The sequence below is a fragment of the Acidovorax sp. Q11 genome (assembly GCF_054950075.1).
In genome coordinates this window covers 61502-81943 of record NZ_JBUDZG010000001.1, presented here as the reverse complement: position 1 = coordinate 81943, position 20442 = coordinate 61502, and the positions used below count along the sequence as shown (strand labels likewise).

The following is a 20442-nucleotide window of genomic DNA, read 5'->3' as shown; positions in this document are numbered from 1 at the left end:
ATGAATGCAGCCGCCCTCTCCACAATCGGTGCCACAGAAAGCCCCGTTGCGGCTTTCCACGAGGCCCCTCAGGAGCCCGCGCAGAGCCCGCCAGGAGACAAACACCCATGACCACCGCACCGCTGCTTCGCGGCATCTCTTCCATGGCCACCCGCCAGGTGCTGGCCGAGCTGACGGCGGCCTATGCCGCCAGCGCTCCTGAGGCCAGCCCGGTGCAGATCGAATCGGTGGGTGGTGTGGATGCGGCCAAGCGCGTGGCGGCAGGCGAGGTGTTCGACGTGGTCATCCTCGCTGCCGACGCCATCGACAAGCTTTTGACCGCAGGCCACCTGCTGCCCGGCAGCAAGGTGGACTGGGTGCACTCCGGCGTGGCCGTGGCCGTGCCTGCCGGCGCGCCGCTGCCCGACCTGTCCAGCGAAGACGCTGTGCGCGCTGCCGTGCTGGCTGCGCCCAGCATCAGCCTGTCCACCGGCCCCAGTGGCGTGGCACTGGCCAAGCTTTTTGAGCGCTGGGGCATTGCCGAACAGATCGCACCGCGCATGGTGCAGGCGCCCCCGGGGGTGCCGGTGGGTTCGCTGGTGGCCAAGGGTGAGGTGGCGCTGGGCTTTCAGCAGTTGAGCGAGCTGCTGCATGTGCAGGGCATCCAGATCGTGGGCCCGCTGCCACCGGCCATCCAGATCACCACCACGTTTTCAGCGGGCGTCGGCGCGTTGTCGCAGCAGGTGGATGCCGCGCATGCACTGCTGGCCTACCTGGCTTCGCCCGCTGCGGCCGAAGCCAAGCAAAAGCAGGGCATGACCCCTGCCTGACCAATCACAAGAACACCTTCCAGGAGCACCCCAAAATGAGCCTCATCATCGACTGCCACGGCCACTACACAACGGCCCCCAAGGCGCTGGAGAACTGGCGCAATGCGCAGATCGTCGGCATCAAAGACCCCGCAGCCATGCCCAAAGTGGCGGACCTGCACATCAGCGACGACGAGTTGCGCGAGTCCATCGAGACCAACCAGCTCAAGCTGATGAAGGAGCGCGGCAGCGACATCACCCTGTTCAGCCCGCGCGCCAGCTTCATGGCCCACCACATTGGCGACTTCAATGTGTCCAGCACCTGGGCCGCCATCTGCAACGAGCTCTGCTTTCGCGTCTCCACGCTGTTCCCTGACCACTTTGTGCCCGTGGCCATGCTGCCGCAATCGCCTGGTGTCGATCCCGCCACCTGCATCCCCGAGCTGGAAAAGTGCGTGCACGAATACGGCGCGGTGGGCATCAACCTGAACCCCGACCCCTCTGGCGGCCACTGGACCAGCCCCCCGCTGACCGACAAGCACTGGTACCCCATCTACGAAAAGATGGTGGAGTACGACCTGCCCGCCATGATCCACGTGAGCACCAGCTGCAACGCATGCTTCCACACCACCGGCGCGCACTACCTGAACGCTGACACCACGGCCTTCATGCAGCTCATCCAGGGCGATCTGTTCAAGGACTTCCCCACGCTCAAGTTCCTGATCCCGCACGGCGGCGGCGCGGTGCCTTACCACTGGGGCCGCTTCCGGGGCCTGGCGCAGGAGATGAAGAAGCCGCTGCTGGACGACCATGTGATGAACAACGTGTTCTTCGACACCTGCGTGTACCACCAGCCGGGCATCGACCTGCTCAACACCGTGATCCCGGTGAAGAACGTGCTGTTCGCCAGCGAAATGATCGGCGCGGTGCGCGGCATCGACCCCACCACCGGCAACTACTACGACGACACCAAGCGCTACATCGAGGCGTCCACGATCCTGAGTGCGCAAGACAAGCACCAGATCTACGAAGCCAACACGCGCCGCGTGTTCTCCCGACTGGATACCCGTCTGAAAGCAAAGGGGCTTTGATATGTACGAACTAGGCGTTGTCTACCGCAACATCACCCGCGCCGACCGAGCAGCCGCCGACGGCCTTGGCGCTTTGGGCTCGGCCACCGTGCACGAGGCCATGGGCCGTGTAGGCCTGCTCAGGCCCTATATGCGCCCCATCCAGAGCGGTGTGCAGGTCAGCGGCACGGCCGTCACCGTGCTGCTGCACCCGGGCGACAACTGGATGCTGCACGTGGCGGCCGAGCAGATCCAGCCCGGCGACATCGTGGTGGCGGCCATCACGGCCGAGTGCACCGACGGCTACTTTGGCGACCTGCTGGCCACGTCCTTTCAGGCGCGTGGCGCGCGGGCACTCATCATCGACGCCGGGGTGCGCGATGTGAAGACGCTCAATGAGATGAACTTCCCGGTGTGGAGCAAGTGCATCTCCAGCAAGGGCTGCATCAAGGCCACCATCGGTTCGGTCAACATCCCCGTGGTGTGTGCAGGCCAGCTCGTCACGCCCGGCGACGTGATCGTGGCCGACGACGACGGCATCGTGTGTGTGCCCGCCGCCCGCGCCGTGCAGACGCTCGAAGCCGCGCAAAAGCGCGAGAGCTTTGAGGGCGAGAAGCGCGCCAAGCTGGCCAGCGGCGTACTGGGCCTCGATATGTACAAGATGCGCGAGCCGCTGGCGGCAGCGGGGCTCAAGTACATCGACTGAACCTACTCTTACAAGCTTTTCAGGCCGTCTGCGCGCGTCCATCCTGCGTGGATTGCTATCAATTTTGATTATTCTCTGTCCCTGATCCCATGACTTCCTCTTCTGCTGCTTCCTCTTTCCGTATCCGCCGCACGCTGGCCCTGGCGCTGGGTGTGGCCGCCGTGGCGGGCACGCTGGTGCAAACCGCTGCCGCGCAGCAGTTCCCCACCAAGCAGGTGCGCATCATCAGCCCCTTCCCCGTGGGCGGCGGCCCCGACGGCGTGGCCCGCCTGGTGGCCGACAAACTCTCGCGCACCTGGGGCACGGGCGTGATCGTGGAGAACCGCCCCGGTGGCAACGGCTTCATCGCCATCGATGCCTGGAAGCGCGGAGCCAAGGACGGCCACGACCTGCTCATCCTGGACAACGTGCACCTGGCTGCCTACCCCAGCCTGTTCAAGAAGCTGCCCTACGACGTGGCCAAGGACTTCGACACGCTGCTGCCGCTGTTCAAGACGCATTTCTTCTTCACCGTGGGCACGGGCAGCAAGTACAAGACCGTGGGCGACATCGTGGCCGATGCCAAGGCGCGCCCCGGCAAGCTCAACTACGGCAGCTGGTCGGTGGGCAACCCGGTGCACCTGGGCTCGGAGCTGTTCGAATCGGCCACCGGCACGCAGATGGAGCATGTGATCTTCAAGGAGACCACGCAGCTCTACACCTCGGTCTCCACCGGCGAGATCGACTTTGCACTGGGCAGCGCCGCCACCGCAGGCCCGCTGTACCGCGCGGGCAAGCTGCGTCTGCTCGCGTTTGCCGGGCCCCAGCGCTCGGCCGAGTTCCCCGACGTGCCCACCGTGGCCGAATCGGGTGGCCCCAAGGACTTTGCCGTCACGGGCTGGAACGCCATCGCCGTGCCGCCCGGCCTGCCCGCCGCCGTGGCCGACAAGATCCGCAAGGACATCGAACAGGCCCTGACCGGCCCCGAAGTGGCCGAGAAGTTCAAGACCTTTGGTTACGAGCAGTTCCCCACCACCCGCGCCCAGTTCAACCAGTTCGTCAAGGACGAGAGCCAGCGTTTTGGCGACGTGATCCGCAAGGCCAACGTGTCCCTCGACTGATCTGCGAGCCTGCAAGAAACCAAGGAGTACGCGCATGAGCGAATTCACAAAAACCCCTGGCTGGCTCGACTGGTACGCGGGTCCGAGCAAACCCCGGTTCCAGGTGCCTGCCGGTGCGGTGGACGCGCATTGCCACGTGTTCGGCCCCGGGGCCGAGTTCCCCTACGCCCCCGAGCGCAAGTACACGCCCTGCGATGCCAGCAAGCACCAGCTGTACGCGCTGCGCGACCACCTGGGTTTTGCGCGCAACGTGGTGGTGCAGGCCACCTGCCACGGCGCTGACAACCGCGCCATGGTCGATGCGCTGGTGCACTCGGGCGGCAAGGCGCGTGGCGTGGCCACCGTCAAGCGCTCGGTCAGCGACGAAGAGCTGCAGGCCATGCACGCGGCCGGTGTGCGCGGCGTGCGCTTCAACTTCGTCAAGCGCCTGGTGGACTTCACGCCCAAGGACGAGCTGATGGAGATTGCCGCGCGCATCCACCAGCTGGGCTGGCATGTGGTGATTTACTTTGAAGCGGTGGACCTGCCCGAGCTGTGGGACTTCTTCACCGCCCTGCCCACCACGGTGGTGGTGGACCACATGGGCCGCCCTGATGTGAACAAACCGGTGGATGGGCCGGAGTTCGAACTGTTCCTGAAGTTCATGCGCCAGCACCCCAATGTGTGGAGCAAGGTGAGCTGCCCCGAGCGCCTCTCTGTGACCGGCCCCAAGGCCCTGAATGGCGAGCAGAACGCCTACACCGACGTGATCCCCTTCGCCCGCCGCGTGGTGGAAGAGTTCCCCGACCGTGTGCTCTGGGGCACCGACTGGCCCCACCCCAACCTCAAGGACCACATGCCCGATGATGGCCTGCTGGTGGACTTCATCCCGCACATCGCAACGACACCGGAGTTGCAAAAGAAGCTGCTGGTGGACAACCCCATGCGCCTGTACTGGCCCGAAGAAGTCACCGTGGAGGACTGACACCATGTCTCTCGATAAACCCTACCTCGACGTGCCCGGCACGACCATCTTCGACGCCGAGCAAAGCCGCAAGGGCTACTGGCTCAACCAGTTCTGCATGAGCCTGATGAAGGCCGAGAACCGCGTCCGCTTCAAGGCCAACGAACGTGCCTACCTGGACGAATGGGCGATGACCGAAGAACAAAAGCAGGCCGTGCTGGCGCGCGACCTCAACTGGTGCATTCGCCTGGGCGGCAACATCTACTTCCTGGCCAAGATCGGCTCTACCGACGGCAAGAGCTTTCAGCAGATGGCGGGCAGCATGACCGGCATGACCGAAGAGGAATACCGCAACATGATGATCAATGGCGGCCGATCGGCCAATGGCAACCGCGTGATCGGTGAAGATGGCGACGCCCAGGCGCACCGCCAGCCGCAGGGCAGCGCGGGCAAGAAAGGAATTTGACAATGGCCAGAATCACCGCCTCCGTCTTCACATCGCACGTGCCTGCCATCGGCGCAGCCATGGACCTCGGCAAGACCCACGAAGACTACTGGAAGCCCGTGTTCGCGGGCTACGAGTTTGGCAAGCAGTGGGTCAAGGACAACAAGCCCGACGTGATCTTCCTGGTCTACAACGACCACGCCACGGCCTTCAGCCTGGACCTGATCCCCACCTTCGCCATCGGCACCGCAGCCGATTACGAAGTGGCCGACGAGGGCTTTGGCCCGCGCCCCGTGCCCAAGGTCATCGGCCACCCCGACCTCGCCGCACACATTGCGCAGTCGGTCATCCAGCAGGACTTTGACCTCACCATCGTCAACAAGATGGCGGTGGACCACGGCCTCACGGTGCCCCTGTCGCTGATGTTTGGCGAGCAGGACCCGGTGAAGGGCGCCTGGCCTTGCCCGGTGATTCCGTTCGCCGTGAACGTGGTGCAGTACCCGGTGCCCAGCGGCCGCCGCTGCTACAACCTGGGCCAGGCGATCCGCAAGGCCGTGGAGAGCTACGACGAAGACATCAACGTGCACATCTGGGGCACGGGCGGCATGAGCCACCAGCTGCAGGGCCCGCGCGCCGGCCTCATCAACAAAGAGTTTGATAACGCCTTCCTCGACAAGCTCATCAACGACCCCGAGGCCGCAGCCAGCATTCCGCACATCGACTACGTGCGCGAGGCGGGCAGCGAGGGCATCGAGCTGGTGATGTGGCTCATCGCGCGCGGCGCCATGGCCGATGTGACCGGCGGCAAGCCCCCGAAGCTGGCGCACCGCTTCTACCATGTGCCTGCGTCCAACACCGCCGTGGGCCATCTGATTCTTGAGAACACGTAAAAGGACACACACCATGACCATCAAAGTCGCACTCGCAGGCGCTGGCGCCTTCGGCATCAAACACCTGGACGGCATCAAGAACATTGACGGCGTCGAAGTCGTCTCCCTCATGAGCCGCGACCTGGCCAAGACCCAGGAAGTGGCCGACAAGTACGGCATCAAGCATGTCACCACCGAGCTGAAGGACAGCCTGGCCATCAAGGAAGTGGACGCCGTCATCCTGTGCACACCCACGCAGATGCACGCCAGCCAATCCATTGCCTGCCTGGAAGCGGGCAAGCATGTGCAGGTCGAGATCCCGCTGTGCGACGTGTTGGCCGATGGCGAGAAGGTTGTTGCCCTGCAAAAGCAGACCGGCCTGGTGGCCATGTGCGGCCACACCCGCCGCTTCAACCCCAGCCACCAGTACGTGCACAAGAAGATCACGGCTGGCGAGTTCAACATCCAGCAGATGGATGTGCAGACCTACTTCTTCCGCCGCACCAACATGAACGCGCTGGGCCAGGCCCGCAGCTGGACGGACCACCTGCTGTGGCACCATGCTGCGCACACCGTGGACCTGTTCGCCTACCAGGCGGGCAGCCCCATCGTGAAGGCCAACGCCATCCAGGGCCCCATCCACAAGGACCTGGGCATTGCCATGGACATGAGCATCCAGCTCCAGGCCGCCAATGGCGCCATCTGCACGCTGTCGCTCAGCTTCAACAACGACGGCCCGTTGGGCACCTTCTTCCGCTACATCGGCGACACCGCGACTTACATCGCCCGCTACGACGACCTGGTGAACGGCAAGGAAGAGAAGATCGATGTGTCGAAGGTGGACGTGTCGATGAACGGCATCGAGCTGCAGGACCGCGAGTTCTTCGCCGCCATCAAAGAAGGCCGCGAGCCCAACGCCAGCGTGGCCCAGGTGTTGCCGTGCTACCAGGTGCTGCACAACCTGGAACTGCAGCTCAACGCAGGCTGATTTCAAGAGAAACTGGCCGCTACCGCCTGTCTATCAAGCGCTATAAGCTATTGGTTTGATAGCAATTCGGTGAGGCAGCGTCACGCTCTCAACGCGGCCTTGTTCTCAATGATGCGCGAGACCAGGCCGTAGTCCACTGCCTCTTCGGCCGACAGCCAGTGGTCGCGTTCGATGTCGGCCAGCACCACCTCCAGCGGCTTGCCCGTCTGCCGGGCGATGGTGCGCGCAATGCGCTCGCGGGCTTTCACGATCTCCCGCGCCTGGATGGCAATGTCGCTGGCCGGGCCACCTGCGCCGCCGCTGGGCTGGTGGATCAGAAAGCGTGTGTTGGGCAGGCAGAGCCGCCGCTCACGCGGCGCGGCCAGGTACAGGTGCGTGGCCGCGCTGCCCACCCAGCCGGTGCCGATCATGTTCACCGGCGCGGTGATGAAGCGCACCAGGTCATGCATCGTGTCGCCCGACTCCAGGTGCCCACCGGGCGAGCTCACCAGCATGTCGATAGGCTCTGCACTCTCGGCATCCAGCGCAATCAGCCGCCGCGCCACATCGGCGGCCAGGGTGTCGGTGATGGTGCCGAAGACCAGCAGGGTGCGGGCCTTGAAGGCCTTTTCTTCCAGGTACGACGTGCGCGGCTCGGCGCCTTGGGTGGAGGATGGGGTGTTGGTGTCTGGCGTGTCCATGGGGGCAGGTCCTTGAAAAGAGTGACAGGACTGCCATGACGAACGAGACACGCCGGGCGTGACACCCCTCAGCCTGCGGCCACGCGTTGCCCCGGCGAAATGGTGGGCGGCGCCGCATTCAGCGTCTCGATCGCAAAGCCCGCCGCCGCCTTGTAGCGGGCCATGAAGCCCTCGCGCTCCTCGCGCGGCAGCACGTCGTCGATGTGGTCGAACACCCCGCCGCAGCGCTCGTCCACCAGCCCCAGCAGCCCAAAGGGGCCGGAGCCCCGGTTGCGAAGCACCAGCGCCGAGATGTCCTTGCACAGCTGGTCGTCATAGGCACGCAGCGCCTGCGGGCCCACGCCATGCGCGATGAACTGCGCCCCCAGCACGCGCGCATCCACGATGGCCTGGCTGGCACCGTTGGAGCCCACGGGGTACATCACATGCGCCGCGTCGCCCAGCAGCGCCACGCGGCCGTCTACCCAGGTGGGCACGGGGTCGCGGTCGATCATGGGGTACTCAAAAATGTCCTTGGCGCCGCGCAGCATGGCGGGCACGTCGAGCCAGCTGTAGTTCCAGCCATCAAAGTGGTGAGCGAATTCCTCCAGCGCCACACGCCGGTTCCAGTCGCCTTGCTGCCAGCCGCCCTGGTTGTCCACCGTGATCTCGGCGATCCAGTTGATGGTGGCCAGGCCCGTGGCCGGGTCGGGCGGTGTGATGGGGTAGAACACCACACGGTGCCGCAGCGAGCCCACGCCCACAAACGAAGCGCCCGTTCGCACGGGCACCCCCGGCGTGGTGCCGCGCCACATGATGGCTCCGCCCCACTGGATGGGCGGCTGCGTGGGGTGCATCTGCGCCCGCACGGCTGAGTGCAGGCCGTCGGCGGCGATCAGCAGCGATCCGTCCACCTCCCGGCGTTCACCATCGCGCGCCTCAAGGATCGCGGTCACACCATCGGCATCTTGCCGGTAGCCCACCACCCGCTGCCCCAGTTGCACGGCATCGTCACCCAGGCGTTCTCGCACGGCGTTGAACAGCATCATCTGCAGCTGCCCCCGGTGCACCGAATACTGCGGCCAGTGGTAGCCCGCTTCCAGGCCGCGTGGCTCGGCGTACACCTCGTTCCCGTTGCGGCCCACCAAGGCCCATTCGCGCGCCTGCAGGCCAATCGTGTCCAGCACCTCGTTGCCAAACCCCAGGTCATGCAGCTCCCGCACAGCGTTGGGCTGCAGGTTGATGCCCACGCCCAGCGGCTGCAGCTCGGGCACCGATTCAAAGACGATGCAGGGCACGCCGATCTGGTGCAGGGTGAGGGCGGTGGCCATGCCACCGATGCCACCACCGGCGATCAGGACGGGGCGGGCGGAAGAGGGGTGTGAAGTAGAAGATGCGCCAGACATGCCGGGATTGTCCATGCAATGGCGGGTGGAGCTTGTCGCGGACGCCGCAGGCCAATGCGGCGCTGGGCGCATGCCGGGGTGGGTGCTGCGGGTGGGGTACACCCGTTCAGAAAGCCGTTCTTGTCAGGCGTAGGTATCGACGTTGTTGCCCAGCCCAGCGGGTTGATTCTTTGCCGATAGGGCTTTCTGCTGCTGCGCGGCACTGGCCGCCGCGCCTTCGGCCTTTGCCACCTGGGCCCGTTGCTGCTCTTGCTGCTGCGCGCGCTGTATCGCCGTGATCTGGGCTTGCACCATCTGGATCTGGGCCTGCAGCAACTTGGCCTTCTGTTGCTTGGCCTTGGCATCCATGTCGGAGCTGGCCACGCCCTGGAGCTGCTCGGTCAGCTCGCGCAGCTGCTTTTGCAGCTTAGCGATGTCGCTGCTGCCACTGGAGGAAGAGGCTTGGCCGGTGGTGGAGATGGTGCTGGCGATTTGCATCCCTGGTTATCGGCAAGGCGCAGGGAAAGTTGAACATATCCCTTGCGCTGCGGGCTGCTGAACGCCGCCAACCCATGCGATGGAGGTCGTGACCACACCCTGCGAGTCATTGTCTGCCGATGTGCGGCCTGCTTCAGCCTGTGGCACCATGCCTCGATGCAGAACGATGAACACCTGTTGGCGCTGGTGAATGTCAGTCGCAACACCTTGTTGCGCGCCGCCATGCGCCTGCTCGGCCCAGCCGATGCCGAGGACGCCGTGCAGGACGCCTATGTGCGTGCGCTGGAGGCCCAAACCCCGGCGCTCAATGCGGCTCAGGCGTGGCTGCTGACGGTGGTGCGCAACCTGGCCATCGATCGCTTGCGGCGGCGCCTGTGGATGGCGCAGTGGTTGGCCGAAGCGGTGCAGATGGCGCCGGGCGATGCCTCTGGTACGGTCGCGCCCTCGGCGGAGGCTGATGCCGTTCTGGCGCAGCAGGCCACGCTGGCACTGCGGCGGCTGGCGGTGTGTGTGACTCCTGCAGAGGGCGCTGCGGTGCTGCTGCATGCGGTGTTCGAGGCCAGCCACGCCGAGCTGGCGCAGGCCAGTGGCCGTTCTGAAGCGGCCAGCCGCCAGCAGCTGCGCCGCGCGTTGCTGCGCCTTCGGCAGGCTCGGGAAGGCGACGACGCCCGCCATGGCGATGGGCGCGATGAACCCAACGGCGCCGACCCTGCGGTGCTGCGCCTGTACCTGCAGTCGCTGCAATCACGGGATCCAAAGGCCCTGTGGGCTCTGCTGCGTCAGCCGCCCGTGAGTGCGTTGGCTACGCATCGCTCCGAGCAACCCACGCCACCGCGTGCCTCGCATGCACCGGCCACGGTGGGTGGTGTGGTGCAGGTGGGTGGGCAGTTGGGGCTGGTGCTCACTCTGGATGGCGTGACACTTTGTGTGGTGCCGCTAGGGCCGCATGCCGAGCAAGCGCAAGAAGCCGTGGTGGCCTAACCTGCGCATCCGCAGTGGCAACCGCCGGGAAGATGGCACGAAGCAAGGAGGTTTGCCGCACCATGACACAGCCGCCCACGCCCACCTTCTTTGCCACCTCGCAGGCGTTCCGCGATTGGCTGGAGCGCCATGCCGCCAGCACGCAGGAGTTGCTGGTGGGTTTTCACAAGGTGGGCTCGGGCCGCCCCAGCATGGGCTGGTCGGAGTCGGTGGACGAAGCCCTGTGCTTTGGCTGGATCGATGGCATCCGGCGGCGCATTGACGAGCACATGTATTCGATCCGCTTCACCCCGCGCAAGCCGTCGTCGATCTGGAGCGCGGTCAACATCGCCAAGGTAGAGCAGTTGCAGGCGGCGGGCCGCATGACGCCTGCGGGGCTGGCGGCCTTTGCCCACCGCAAGGCGCACAAGTCGGCCATCTACTCCCATGAGCAGTCGGGTGTGGCCGAGCTGCCCGCGCCCATGCTGCGCGCATTCCAGCGCAACAAGGCCGCGTGGCGGTTCTTTCAGGAATCCACCCCACCCAGCTACCGCAAGAGCATGCTGCACTGGGTCACGTCGGCCAAGCGCGATGCGACCCGGGAGGCACGGTTTGTGGAGCTGGTGGCTGCCTGCGCTGCGGGCGAGCGCATTGAGCTGTGGGCCAAGCGGCCACCTGTCGCAAAGCCTTAGACCCGCACCCAAGCCCGAGCCACCCGGTGGGTTGCCGCGCTTGCCGTAAGCTCGCGGCATGCAACAAAGAACCCTTGGACCTTTCTCCGTCTCGGCCATCGGCCTGGGCTGCATGAACCTTTCGCACGCCTATGGCGCGCCCGTGTCTGCCGAGCAGGGCGAGCGTGTGCTGCTGGCCGCACTCGACGCGGGCGTGACGCTGTTCGACACCGCCACGCTCTATGGCTTTGGCGCCAATGAAACCTTGGTGGGGCGCGTGATGAAGCACCACCGCAGCCGCTTCACCCTGGCCAGCAAATGTGGCATGCAGGGTGTGGATGTGAATGGCGACGGCAAGCTGGTGCGCGTGATCGATGGCCGCCCGGCCACGCTGCGCCAGACCTGCGAACACAGCCTGCGCCGCCTGCAGACCGATGTGATCGATCTGTACTACCTGCACCGCTGGGACAAGGGCGTGCCCATTGAAGACAGCGTGGGCGGGCTGGCCGACCTGGTGCGCGCGGGCAAGATCCGCAGCATTGGTTTGTCGGAGGTGTCGGCCACAACACTGCGCAAGGCACACGCCGTGCACCCCATCGCGGCGGTGCAGACCGAGTATTCGCTGTGGACGCGCAACCCCGAGATTGCGGTGCTGGACGCCTGCCGCGAGCTGGGCTCGGCCTTTGTGGCTTTCAGCCCCGTGGCGCGCGGATTCTTGTGCGGGGACTTGCGCGATGTGAGCACCCTGGACGCCAAGGACATCCGCTGCGCCATGCCGCGTTTTGCGCCCGCGGCCTACGCAGCCAACCTGCAGCTGCTGGACGGCTACCAACAGGTGGCGCGCGATGTGGGCTGCACGCCTGCGCAGCTGGCACTGGCCTGGCTGCTGCACCGGGGCGAGCACATCATCCCCATCCCGGGCACGACGAGTGTGGAGCACCTGCACGACGATTTGGGTGCTGTGGATGTGACGCTGGACGCAGCGACGATGCAGCGCCTGGACGGGCTCATCAACCAGCACACGGTGGTGGGCGCACGCTACAACGCGCAGAACGCGAGCGAGGTGGACACAGAGGCTTTTGCGGGCTGAGTGAGTTCCGGGCAAAAAAAAGCCGGTGGCCCTTGCAGGCGACCGGCTTGAACAGGGTAGTTGCTTCTAGCGCTTCGTCATCATCATCTTGAGAAGTGTCCACTGCGCAGGGGTAGCCCCGCGCAGTGGTCCGTGGCGTGGTTACTTGGCAACCACGCGCACCATTTCCAGGCACTTGTTCGAGTAGCCCCATTCGTTGTCGTACCAGCTCACGATCTTGACGAAGGTGCCGTCCAGCGCGATGCCCGCGTCGGCGTCAAAGATCGAGGTGCGGGTGTCGCCACGGAAGTCGGTGGCCACCACCTTGTCTTCGGTGTAGCCCAGCACGCCCTTCAGGGCGCCTTCAGACTGGGCCTTCATTTCGGCCTTGATTTCATCGTACGTGGCGGCCTTGTCGAGTTCCACGGTCAGGTCCACCACCGACACGTCGGAGGTGGGCACGCGGAAGGACATGCCGGTCAGCTTCTTGTTCAGCGCAGGGATCACCACGCCCACCGCCTTGGCAGCACCGGTGCTGGAGGGGATGATGTTTTCCAGAATGCCACGGCCGCCGCGCCAGTCCTTGTTCGAAGGGCCGTCCACGGTTTTTTGCGTGGCGGTGGCTGCGTGCACGGTGGTCATCAGGCCGCGCTTGATGCCCCACTTGTCGTTCAGCACCTTGGCCACGGGGGCCAGGCAGTTGGTGGTGCACGATGCGTTGGAGATGATGGCCTGGCCCGCGTAGGTGTCGTGGTTCACGCCGAACACGAACATGGGGGTGTCGTCCTTGGAGGGGGCCGACAGCACGACCTTCTTGGCACCAGCGTCGATGTGCTTCTGTGCGGTGACCTTGTCCAGGAACAGGCCGGTGGATTCGATCACGATGTCGGCGCCGACTTCGTTCCACTTCAGGTTCGCGGGGTCGCGCTCTTGCGTGAGGCGGATCTTCTTGCCGTTGACAATCAGGGTGTTGCCCTCGACAGCCACGGTGCCGTCAAAACGGCCGTGCACCGAGTCGTACTGCAGCATGTAAGCCAGGTAGTCGGGCTCCAGCAGGTCGTTGATGCCCACGACTTCGATGTCGCTGAAGTTCTGGATGGCCGAGCGCAGCACGTTGCGGCCGATGCGGCCGAAGCCGTTGATACCAATCTTGATCGTCATAGGGAGCCTCTTCAAAGTTGCAAAGTCGAAATCGGGAATCTGCCACTGCGCGCCCGCTGGCAGCGGGGCGCAGCGGGCAGGAGAAGGTTTAGCGGGCCTTCTTGGCGGGCTTCAGGCGCGCAGCGCCAATGGCCACCAGCACCGCATCAGCCACGTTTTCTTCGGTGAAGCCGAAGTGCTTGAACAGCACAGGCGCAGGGGCCGATTCGCCGTAGGTGTCGATGCCCACCACGGCAGCGCAGCCGTATTTCCACCAGCCATCCGTCACGCCCATTTCCACGGCCACGCGGGGCACGCCAGCGGGCAGCACGCTGCTCTTGTACTTGGCGTCTTCGCGGTCGAAGGTGGTGGTGCTGGGCATGGAGACCACGCGCACGCCGATCTTCTTGTCGGCCAGCAGGCGCTGGGCCTTGAGGGCCAGCTGCACTTCAGAGCCGGTGGCGATGATCACGGCCTGGGGCTTCTTCTTGATGCCCACGTCCGCAGGTTCGCTCAGCACATAGGCGCCGCGCGAGATCTCGCCCAGGTCGCGCTTGGGGGCGTAGGGAAGGTTTTGGCGCGACAGGGCCAGCACGGTGGGCTTGTTGCGGTTGGACAGGGCCACGCTCCAGGCCACGGCGGTTTCGGCCGTGTCGGCGGGGCGCCAGACGTCCAAGTTCGGAATCAGACGCAGGCTGGCCACATGTTCGATGGACTGGTGCGTGGGGCCGTCTTCGCCCAGGCCGATGGAGTCGTGCGTGAACACGTGGATCACACGCTGCTTCATCAGCGCGGCCATGCGGATGGCGTTGCGGCTGTAGTCGCTGAAGGTCAGGAAGGTGCCGCCGTAGGGGATGAAGCCACCGTGCAGCGCCACGCCGTTCATGATGGCGGCCATGCCGAATTCGCGCACGCCGTAGTTGATGTGGCGGCCGCCCACGCCAGCCTCGTTCTTCACCACGTGGCCTTGCATGTCAAAGCGCAGGTTGGGCGTGCTCTTGGTGTTGGTGAGGTTGGAGCCGGTCAGGTCGGCGCTGCCGCCCAGCAGTTCGGGCAAGGCGGCGGTGAAGGCTTCCAGGGCCAGCTGGCTGGCCTTGCGGCTGGCCACGGTTTCGCCCTTCGTGTGGGCAGCCACCACGGTGTCCACGGCCACCTGGGCAAAGTTGGCGGGCAGGTCGCCGTTCATGCGGCGCGTCAGCTCGGCAGCCAGCTCGGGGAAGGCGACGGTGTAGGCGGCAAAACGCTCGTTCCAGGCGGCTTCTGCGCTTTGGCCACTGGCCTTGCCGTCCCAGCTGGCGTACACGTCTTCGGGGATCACGAAGGGTTCGCTGGCCCAGCCCAGGGCTTCGCGGGTCAGCGCGATTTCTTCGGCGCCCAGGGGTTCGCCGTGGGCCTTGGCGGTGTTGGCACGGTTGGGGCTGCCCTTGCCGATGTGCGTCTTGCACACGATCAGGGTGGGGCGCTCGGTCTGCTTCTTGGCTTCGGCGATGGCTGCGGCCACTTTGTCGGCGTCATGGCCATCGATGGGGCCGATCACGTTCCAGCCGCTGGCCACAAAACGCAGGGGGGTGTTGTCGGCAAACCAGGGAGCAACCTGGCCGTCGATGCTGATGCCGTTGTCGTCGTACAGGGCGATCAGCTTGTTGAGCTTCCAGGCGCCTGCGAGAGACACGGCTTCGTGGCTGATGCCTTCCATCAGGCAGCCGTCGCCCAGGAAGGCGTAGGTGTGGTGGTCCACCACGGCATGGCCTTCGCGGTTGAACTCGGCGGCCAGCAGCTTTTCGGCCAGCGCAAAGCCCACGGCGTTGGTGATGCCCTGGCCCAGCGGGCCGGTGGTGGTCTCGACGCCGGCGGTGTAGCCCACTTCGGGGTGGCCGGGCGTCTTGCTGTGCAGCTGGCGGAAGTTCTTCAGCTCGCCGATGGGCAGGTCGTAGCCGGTGAGGTGCAGCAGCGCGTACAGCAGCATCGAGCCGTGGCCGTTGGACAGCACAAACCGGTCGCGGTCAAACCACTGGGGGTTGGTGGGGTTGTGCTTGAGGTGGCGGCTCCACAGCGCCACGGCCATGTCGGCCATGCCCATGGGGGCGCCGGGGTGGCCCGAATTGGCTTGTTGAACGGCGTCCATGGCCAATGCGCGGATTGCATTTGCCATCTGTTGGGATTGCTGGGTGTTGGCCATGGGGTGTGGTTCGGGGTGGGTGGTTCAGGGGAAACCCGGCATTTTACCGGGGCGGCTTTCGCCCGCCTGAATTGGCATGGCAACGCCCCGGGGCACGGCGGCAATGCACTACAGTGCGGGCCATGCAAGGACTGCACCTCACCGCCGATCTCCAGGGCTGCCGCTGCGCCAGCGCCTGGCTGCTGGACGCCACCGCTCTGGGCCGTGCCTGCACCGACGCCGTGCGCGCCGCCGGGCTGCAGGCCGTGGGGCAGTTGTTTCATGAGTTTCCGGCCACTGCGCGCGGCCCTGGCGGGGTGACAGCTACTGTTTTGCTAGCGGAGTCGCACCTGTGTGTGCACACTTGGCCCGAGCAGCGTGCCGTCACCCTGGATGTGTATGTGTGCAATTTCGGCGCCGACCATTCGGCCAAGGCGCACGCGCTGATGGACGCCCTGCTGGCCTTGTTTCAGCCCACCACCACAGATCGCCACGCGCTGCAGCGGGGTGTGGTGAGCGAGGTGGCCGCATGAGTTCCGCCCACCACCAGGTTCCCGCCCTGCTGCTGGCCGCAGGCCGAGGCGAGCGCATGCGCCCCCTGACCGACACCACGCCCAAGCCCCTGCTGCAGGTGCAGGGCCAGCCGCTGCTGCAGTGGCACCTGCAGGCTTTGCGGGATGCGGGTGTACGGCGGGCGGTGATCAACACCGCCTGGCTGGGCAGCCAGATCAGCGACTATTTTGCAGATGTTTTTGGCCCTTCCCGCGCGACTGGTAAGCCTGAGCAGCTATCAATTTCATACTCGCACGAAGGGGAGGACTTTGGTGTTGCGCTGGAAACCGCTGGCGGCATCGCGCGTGCGCTGCCCCAACTGGGGGCCGTGTTCTGGCTCGCTGCGGGCGATGTGTTTGCGCCCGACTTCGTGTTCGACAGCGCCGCCGTGGCGGCCTTCGAGGCCAGCGACTATCTGGCCCACCTGTGGCTGGTGCCCAATCCGGCGCACAACCCGCGTGGCGACTTTGGCTTGTCGGCAGACGGGCTGGCGCTGAACCTGCCCGCCGACGACCCCGCGCCACGCTACACCTACAGCACCATCGCCCTGTTGCGCGCCGAGCTGTTTGCGGCGCCCTGGTGCGACATTCCGCCCGGCAACCCCGGCGGCATCAAAGCCCCGCTCGCGCCGCTGCTGCGCCGTGCGATGGACAATGGCCGCGTCAGCGCGCAGATCTACACCGGCCGCTGGACCGATGTGGGCACGCCCGAGCGGCTGGCCGAACTCAACTCCCTTGCTTGCGACCCCCTCCCATGACCACCACCGTGCCTGCTTCCGTCTACGCCCAGCGCCGCGCGCACCTGGCTGCCCAGCTGGGCCCAGGGGGAATCGCCATCATCCCCACAGCGCCCGAGCGCCCGCGCAACCGCGATACGGATTTTCTGTACCGCCACGACAGCTACTTCTATTACCTGACCGGCTTCACTGAGCCGGGCGCCTGCCTGGTGCTGGCTCACGATGGCCGCAGCACGCTGTTCTGCCAGCCCAAGGACCTGGAGCGCGAGATCTGGGACGGCTACCGCCTGGGCCCCGCCGCCGCGCCTGCTGCCCTGGGCGTGGACGCCGCACATTCGATGGCCGAGATGGACAGCAAGCTGCCGCGCCTGCTCGAAAACACGGCCTGCGTCTGGTACCCGTTTGCCACGCACAGCGGCCTGGCCGCGCGCGTGGAGGGCTGGCTCAACGTGGTGCGTGGGCGCGTGCGCTACGGCGCGCTGTGCCCCGCCGCGCAGAACGACCTGTGCACGCTGCTCGACGAGATGCGTCTGTTCAAGGACGCCTACGAGCAGGACATCATGCGCCGCGCGAGTAGCATCAGCGCGCAGGCCCACATCCGCGCGATGCAACGCGCCGCCCGCATGCTGCGCGCTGGAGAGGATGTGCGCGAGTACCACCTTGAAGCCGAACTGCTGCACGAGTTCCGCCAGCACGGATCGCAGTACCCCGCCTACAACTCCATCGTGGCTGCCGGGGCCAACGCCTGTGTGCTGCACTACCGTGCCGATGCCGCGCCGGTGCGCGCCGGCGAGCTGGTGCTGATCGACGCGGGCTGCGAGCTGCATGGCTACGCCAGCGATATCACGCGCACCTTTCCGGCCAACGGCAAGTTCACTGGCCCCCAGCGCGCGCTGTACGACCTGGTGCTGGCCAGCCAGGATGCGGCCGTGGCGGCCACCAAGGCGGGTGCCCGTTTCAATGACCCGCACGACGCCACCGTGGCCGTGCTCGCGCAGGGCATGCTGGACCTGGGCCTGCTCGACAAGAACAAGGTGGGCACCGCGCAGGACGTGATCGATCAGCGCGCCTACTTCCAGTTCTACATGCACCGAACCGGCCATTGGCTGGGCATGGATGTGCACGACTGCGGCAGCTACGTGGAGCCCGGCGAGGTCGGCCAGACCAGCGAACGCAAGGACCCGCTTTCGGGCGAAACCATCACCAACCGGCCCAGCCGCATCCTGCGGCCCGGCATGGTGCTGACCATCGAGCCCGGCATCTACGTGCGCCCTGCCGAGGGTGTGCCCGAGCAGTTCCACCACATCGGCATCCGCATCGAGGACGACGCCATCGTGACCGACACCGGGTGCGAGCTGATCACACGCGGCGTGCCCGTCAAGGCCGACGAGATCGAGGCCCTGATGCGATGAACGGGGCGCAAGGGGCGCTGGCCCGCTCGCCTGGGTGGCGCCTGGGCGTGCTGCTGTGGCTGCTGGGCCTGCCCGGTGTGGTGGCCGTGGTCTGGACGCTGCTGCCGCCCCTGCAGGCCAATGCGGCCTTGCTGCCCTTGCCCCTGTGGGCGGTGCTGCTGCTCAGCGGCTTGCAGACAGCCGTGCTGCTGGCGCTGGCCGTTGCCATCGGCGTGTGGCTGACGCCCCGCGTGGGGCTGCAGGTGCCGGTGCTGGCTGCGTGGCTGGGCGGCGGGCCCGTGGGCCCTGCACTGCGCGCGGTGGTGGCACCTGGCGTGATGGGCGGCGTGGCAGGCGCCGCGTGGCTGTGGGCGCTGGCCCAGGTGGCGCCGCAGGCGCTGCAGCCGTCCGACCCCGCCAGTGCGGTGCCGCTGGTGGTCAAGCTGCTCTATGGTGGCATCACCGAGGAACTGCTGGTGCGCTGGGGCGTGATGACCCTGCTGCTGTGGCTGGGCTGGCGCGTGGTGCAGCGTGGGCAGGGCCTGCCCGGCAAGGCCCTGGTGGTGGCGGCGGTGGTGCTCAGCGCCCTGTTGTTTGCGGTGGGGCACCTGCCAGCCGCCCAGGCCATGGCCGGGGTGCTGACGCCGCCGGTGGTTCTGTTTGTGCTGGTTGGCAACACCGCGTTTGGCCTGCTGGCCGGTGCGCTGTATGCCCGCCGTGGGCTGGAGGCGGCCATCGTCGCGCATGTGCTGGCGCACCTGTTGTCGCATCCCCTGCTGTGACGGGTGCTGCGGGTAACCCGCATGTAACCGCTTCGTGTGAGAATTGAAACTCGATTACATCCCAACGACCGAGAGAAAGAGACATGTCCATGCCTACCCGCCGCGCCACCAAGATTGTTGCCACCCTGGGCCCCGCATCGAGTGACCCGGCGCTGCTGGAGGCCATGATCCGAGCGGGCGTGAACGTGGTGCGGCTGAATTTCAGCCACGGCAAGGCGCAGGACCACATCGACCGCGCCGCCACCGTGCGCGCTGCGGCCCAGCGTGCGGGCCGCGAAGTGGCCATCATGGCCGACCTGCAGGGCCCCAAGATCCGCGTGGGCAAGTTTGCCGAGGGCAAGGTGATGCTCGAATCCGGCGCTCAATTTGTGCTGGATGCCTCGCGTACCGAGCTGGGTGATATCGAAGGTGTGGGCCTGGACTACAAGGAGCTGCCGCGCGACGTGAAGGCGGGCGACGTGCTGCTGCTCAACGACGGCCTGATCGTGCTCACGGTGGATGCCGTGCGTGGCGAGGCCGTGCACACCACGGTGAAGGTGGGCGGCGAGCTGTCCAACAACAAGGGCATCAACAAGAAGGGCGGCGGCCTCACGGCACCGGCCCTCACCGCCAAGGACATGGAAGACATCCGCACGGCCATGAGCTTCCAGGCCGACTATGTGGCGGTGAGCTTTCCCAAGAACGCGACCGACATGGAAATGGCGCGCCAGCTGTGCAACGTGGCGGCGTCCGAGTTCCGCCACAAGCCGGGCCTGATCGCTAAGATCGAGCGCGCCGAAGCCATTCCGCACCTCGAAGCCATCCTGCGCGTGAGCGACGGCATCATGGTGGCGCGCGGCGACCTGGCCGTGGAGGTGGGCAATGCCGCCGTGCCCGCGCTGCAGAAAAAGATGATCCGCATGGCGCGCGACATGGACAAGGTGGTCATCACCGCCACGCAGATGATGGAAAGCATGATCACCAACCCCGTGCCCACGCGCGCCGAGGTGAGTGATGTGGCCAACGCCGTGCTGGATGGCACCGATGCAGTGATGCTGAGCGCCGAGACGGCTGCGGGCCGCTACCCGCTCGAAACCGTGGAAGAAATGGCCACCATCTGCGCTGCCGCTGAAGCAGCCGAAGACCACCAGCTGGATGCCGACTTCACAGGCCAGACCTTTGGCCGCATCGACCAGTCCATTGCCATGGGCGCGCTGTTCACGGCCCACCACCTGGGGGCCAAGGCCATCGTGGCCATGACCGACAGCGGTGCCACGGCGCTGTGGATGAGCCGACACAGCATCCGCATCCCCATCTATGCCCTTACCCCCAAGGTGGCCACGCAGCGCAAGATGGCCATGTACCGCAACGTGCGCCCGCTGCTCATGGACACCAGCGCCGACCGCGACACCGCGCTGGAACAGGCCGAGCGCCACCTCAAGAACCGCAACATCGTGCAAAAGGGCGATGTGTACGCGATCACCTGCGGCGAACCCATGGGTGCGCCGGGCGGCACCAACATGCTGAAGATCTGCGTGGCGAGCTGACTGGCC

21 protein-coding genes are annotated in these 20442 nt (G+C 66.0%); 16 read left to right on the top strand and 5 right to left on the bottom strand.

The window, feature by feature from the left end:
• The first annotated feature begins 107 nt into the window (after positions 1 to 107).
• The 8 genes from ACYZGB_RS00390 to ACYZGB_RS00355 all read left to right on the top strand — a co-directional run bounded on the left by ACYZGB_RS00390 (position 108) and on the right by ACYZGB_RS00355 (position 6909).
• Complete coding sequence (locus ACYZGB_RS00390) at positions 108 to 809, top strand: substrate-binding domain-containing protein (RefSeq protein WP_462386141.1); 702 nt, start codon at positions 108 to 110, stop codon at positions 807 to 809.
• A 35-nt stretch (positions 810 to 844) separates the two neighbouring features.
• Positions 845 to 1879 (top strand): amidohydrolase family protein, encoded by a 1035-nt coding sequence (locus tag ACYZGB_RS00385; RefSeq protein ID WP_462386139.1) that lies wholly within the window; start codon positions 845 to 847, stop codon positions 1877 to 1879.
• Position 1880: 1 nt separating this feature from the next.
• Positions 1881 to 2564, top strand: a complete 684-nt coding sequence (gene ligK, locus ACYZGB_RS00380) for a 4-carboxy-4-hydroxy-2-oxoadipate aldolase/oxaloacetate decarboxylase (protein ID WP_462386137.1) — start codon at positions 1881 to 1883, stop codon at positions 2562 to 2564.
• 89 nt (positions 2565 to 2653) lie between these two features.
• Positions 2654 to 3664 (top strand): Bug family tripartite tricarboxylate transporter substrate binding protein, encoded by a 1011-nt coding sequence (locus tag ACYZGB_RS00375; RefSeq protein WP_462386136.1) that lies wholly within the window; start codon positions 2654 to 2656, stop codon positions 3662 to 3664.
• A gap of 34 nt (positions 3665 to 3698) precedes the next feature.
• On the top strand, positions 3699 to 4628 hold the full coding sequence (locus tag ACYZGB_RS00370) for an amidohydrolase family protein (RefSeq protein ID WP_462386134.1): 930 nt from the start codon (positions 3699 to 3701) through the stop codon (positions 4626 to 4628).
• 4 nt (positions 4629 to 4632) lie between these two features.
• A complete protein-coding gene (gene ligA, locus ACYZGB_RS00365) occupies positions 4633 to 5073 on the top strand; it encodes a protocatechuate 4,5-dioxygenase subunit alpha (RefSeq protein ID WP_010464344.1) in 441 nt (146 codons plus the stop codon).
• A gap of 2 nt (positions 5074 to 5075) precedes the next feature.
• On the top strand, positions 5076 to 5942 hold the full coding sequence (locus ACYZGB_RS00360; RefSeq protein ID WP_462386133.1) for a class III extradiol dioxygenase subunit beta: 867 nt from the start codon (positions 5076 to 5078) through the stop codon (positions 5940 to 5942).
• 13 nt (positions 5943 to 5955) lie between these two features.
• Positions 5956 to 6909 (top strand): Gfo/Idh/MocA family oxidoreductase, encoded by a 954-nt coding sequence (locus ACYZGB_RS00355; RefSeq protein ID WP_462386132.1) that lies wholly within the window; start codon positions 5956 to 5958, stop codon positions 6907 to 6909.
• Between the two features lie 80 nt (positions 6910 to 6989).
• Here ACYZGB_RS00355 and ACYZGB_RS00350 read toward each other — a convergent pair whose 3' ends face one another.
• The 3 genes from ACYZGB_RS00350 to ACYZGB_RS00340 all read right to left on the bottom strand — a co-directional run bounded on the left by ACYZGB_RS00350 (position 6990) and on the right by ACYZGB_RS00340 (position 9451).
• Entirely contained in the window at positions 6990 to 7589 is a 600-nt protein-coding gene (locus tag ACYZGB_RS00350; RefSeq protein ID WP_462386130.1) for an ATP-dependent Clp protease proteolytic subunit, read from the bottom strand.
• Positions 7590 to 7657: 68 nt separating this feature from the next.
• Positions 7658 to 8974, bottom strand: coding sequence for a flavin-dependent oxidoreductase (locus ACYZGB_RS00345; protein WP_462386128.1), 1317 nt, complete (start codon positions 8972 to 8974; stop codon positions 7658 to 7660).
• Between the two features lie 123 nt (positions 8975 to 9097).
• A complete protein-coding gene (locus tag ACYZGB_RS00340) occupies positions 9098 to 9451 on the bottom strand; it encodes a FlxA-like family protein (RefSeq protein WP_462386126.1) in 354 nt (117 codons plus the stop codon).
• A 156-nt stretch (positions 9452 to 9607) separates the two neighbouring features.
• Between ACYZGB_RS00340 and ACYZGB_RS00335 the strand changes: the two genes are divergently transcribed.
• The 3 genes from ACYZGB_RS00335 to ACYZGB_RS00325 all read left to right on the top strand — a co-directional run bounded on the left by ACYZGB_RS00335 (position 9608) and on the right by ACYZGB_RS00325 (position 12172).
• On the top strand, positions 9608 to 10432 hold the full coding sequence (locus ACYZGB_RS00335) for a sigma-70 family RNA polymerase sigma factor (protein WP_462386125.1): 825 nt from the start codon (positions 9608 to 9610) through the stop codon (positions 10430 to 10432).
• A 62-nt stretch (positions 10433 to 10494) separates the two neighbouring features.
• Positions 10495 to 11103, top strand: a complete 609-nt coding sequence (locus tag ACYZGB_RS00330) for a YdeI/OmpD-associated family protein (RefSeq protein WP_462386124.1) — start codon at positions 10495 to 10497, stop codon at positions 11101 to 11103.
• Positions 11104 to 11161: 58 nt separating this feature from the next.
• Positions 11162 to 12172, top strand: a complete 1011-nt coding sequence (locus ACYZGB_RS00325; protein WP_462386123.1) for an aldo/keto reductase — start codon at positions 11162 to 11164, stop codon at positions 12170 to 12172.
• 141 nt (positions 12173 to 12313) lie between these two features.
• On the opposite strand, the gene gap is transcribed toward ACYZGB_RS00325, so the two are convergent.
• Entirely contained in the window at positions 12314 to 13312 is a 999-nt protein-coding gene (gap, locus tag ACYZGB_RS00320; protein WP_063461695.1) for a type I glyceraldehyde-3-phosphate dehydrogenase, read from the bottom strand.
• Positions 13313 to 13400: 88 nt separating this feature from the next.
• The gene (tkt, locus tag ACYZGB_RS00315; RefSeq protein ID WP_462386122.1) at positions 13401 to 15470 is read right to left on the bottom strand and encodes a transketolase; all 2070 of its coding nucleotides are present in this window, start codon (positions 15468 to 15470) and stop codon (positions 13401 to 13403) included.
• Between the two features lie 122 nt (positions 15471 to 15592).
• Here tkt and speD point away from each other — a divergent pair, with 122 nt between their 5' ends.
• The 5 genes from speD (at position 15593) to pyk (ending at position 20436) form a co-directional block, all read left to right on the top strand.
• Positions 15593 to 15982 carry an adenosylmethionine decarboxylase gene (gene speD, locus ACYZGB_RS00310; protein WP_462386121.1) on the top strand — a complete coding sequence of 130 codons (390 nt, stop codon included), beginning with the start codon at positions 15593 to 15595 and terminating at the stop codon, positions 15980 to 15982.
• Positions 15979 to 16758, top strand: coding sequence for a nucleotidyltransferase family protein (locus tag ACYZGB_RS00305; protein WP_462386120.1), 780 nt, complete (start codon positions 15979 to 15981; stop codon positions 16756 to 16758). Before speD ends, ACYZGB_RS00305 begins: the two co-directional genes overlap by 4 nt.
• Complete coding sequence (locus ACYZGB_RS00300) at positions 16755 to 18149, top strand: aminopeptidase P N-terminal domain-containing protein (RefSeq protein WP_462386119.1); 1395 nt, start codon at positions 16755 to 16757, stop codon at positions 18147 to 18149. Before ACYZGB_RS00305 ends, ACYZGB_RS00300 begins: the two co-directional genes overlap by 4 nt.
• Positions 18146 to 18910: a CPBP family intramembrane glutamic endopeptidase gene (locus tag ACYZGB_RS00295; protein ID WP_462386117.1), complete on the top strand. Its 765-nt coding sequence runs from the start codon at positions 18146 to 18148 to the stop codon at positions 18908 to 18910. The genes ACYZGB_RS00300 and ACYZGB_RS00295 overlap by 4 nt, the downstream gene beginning before the upstream one ends.
• An 89-nt stretch (positions 18911 to 18999) precedes the next feature.
• Positions 19000 to 20436: a pyruvate kinase gene (pyk, locus tag ACYZGB_RS00290; protein ID WP_462386609.1), complete on the top strand. Its 1437-nt coding sequence runs from the start codon at positions 19000 to 19002 to the stop codon at positions 20434 to 20436.
• Positions 20437 to 20442 lie beyond the last annotated feature (6 nt).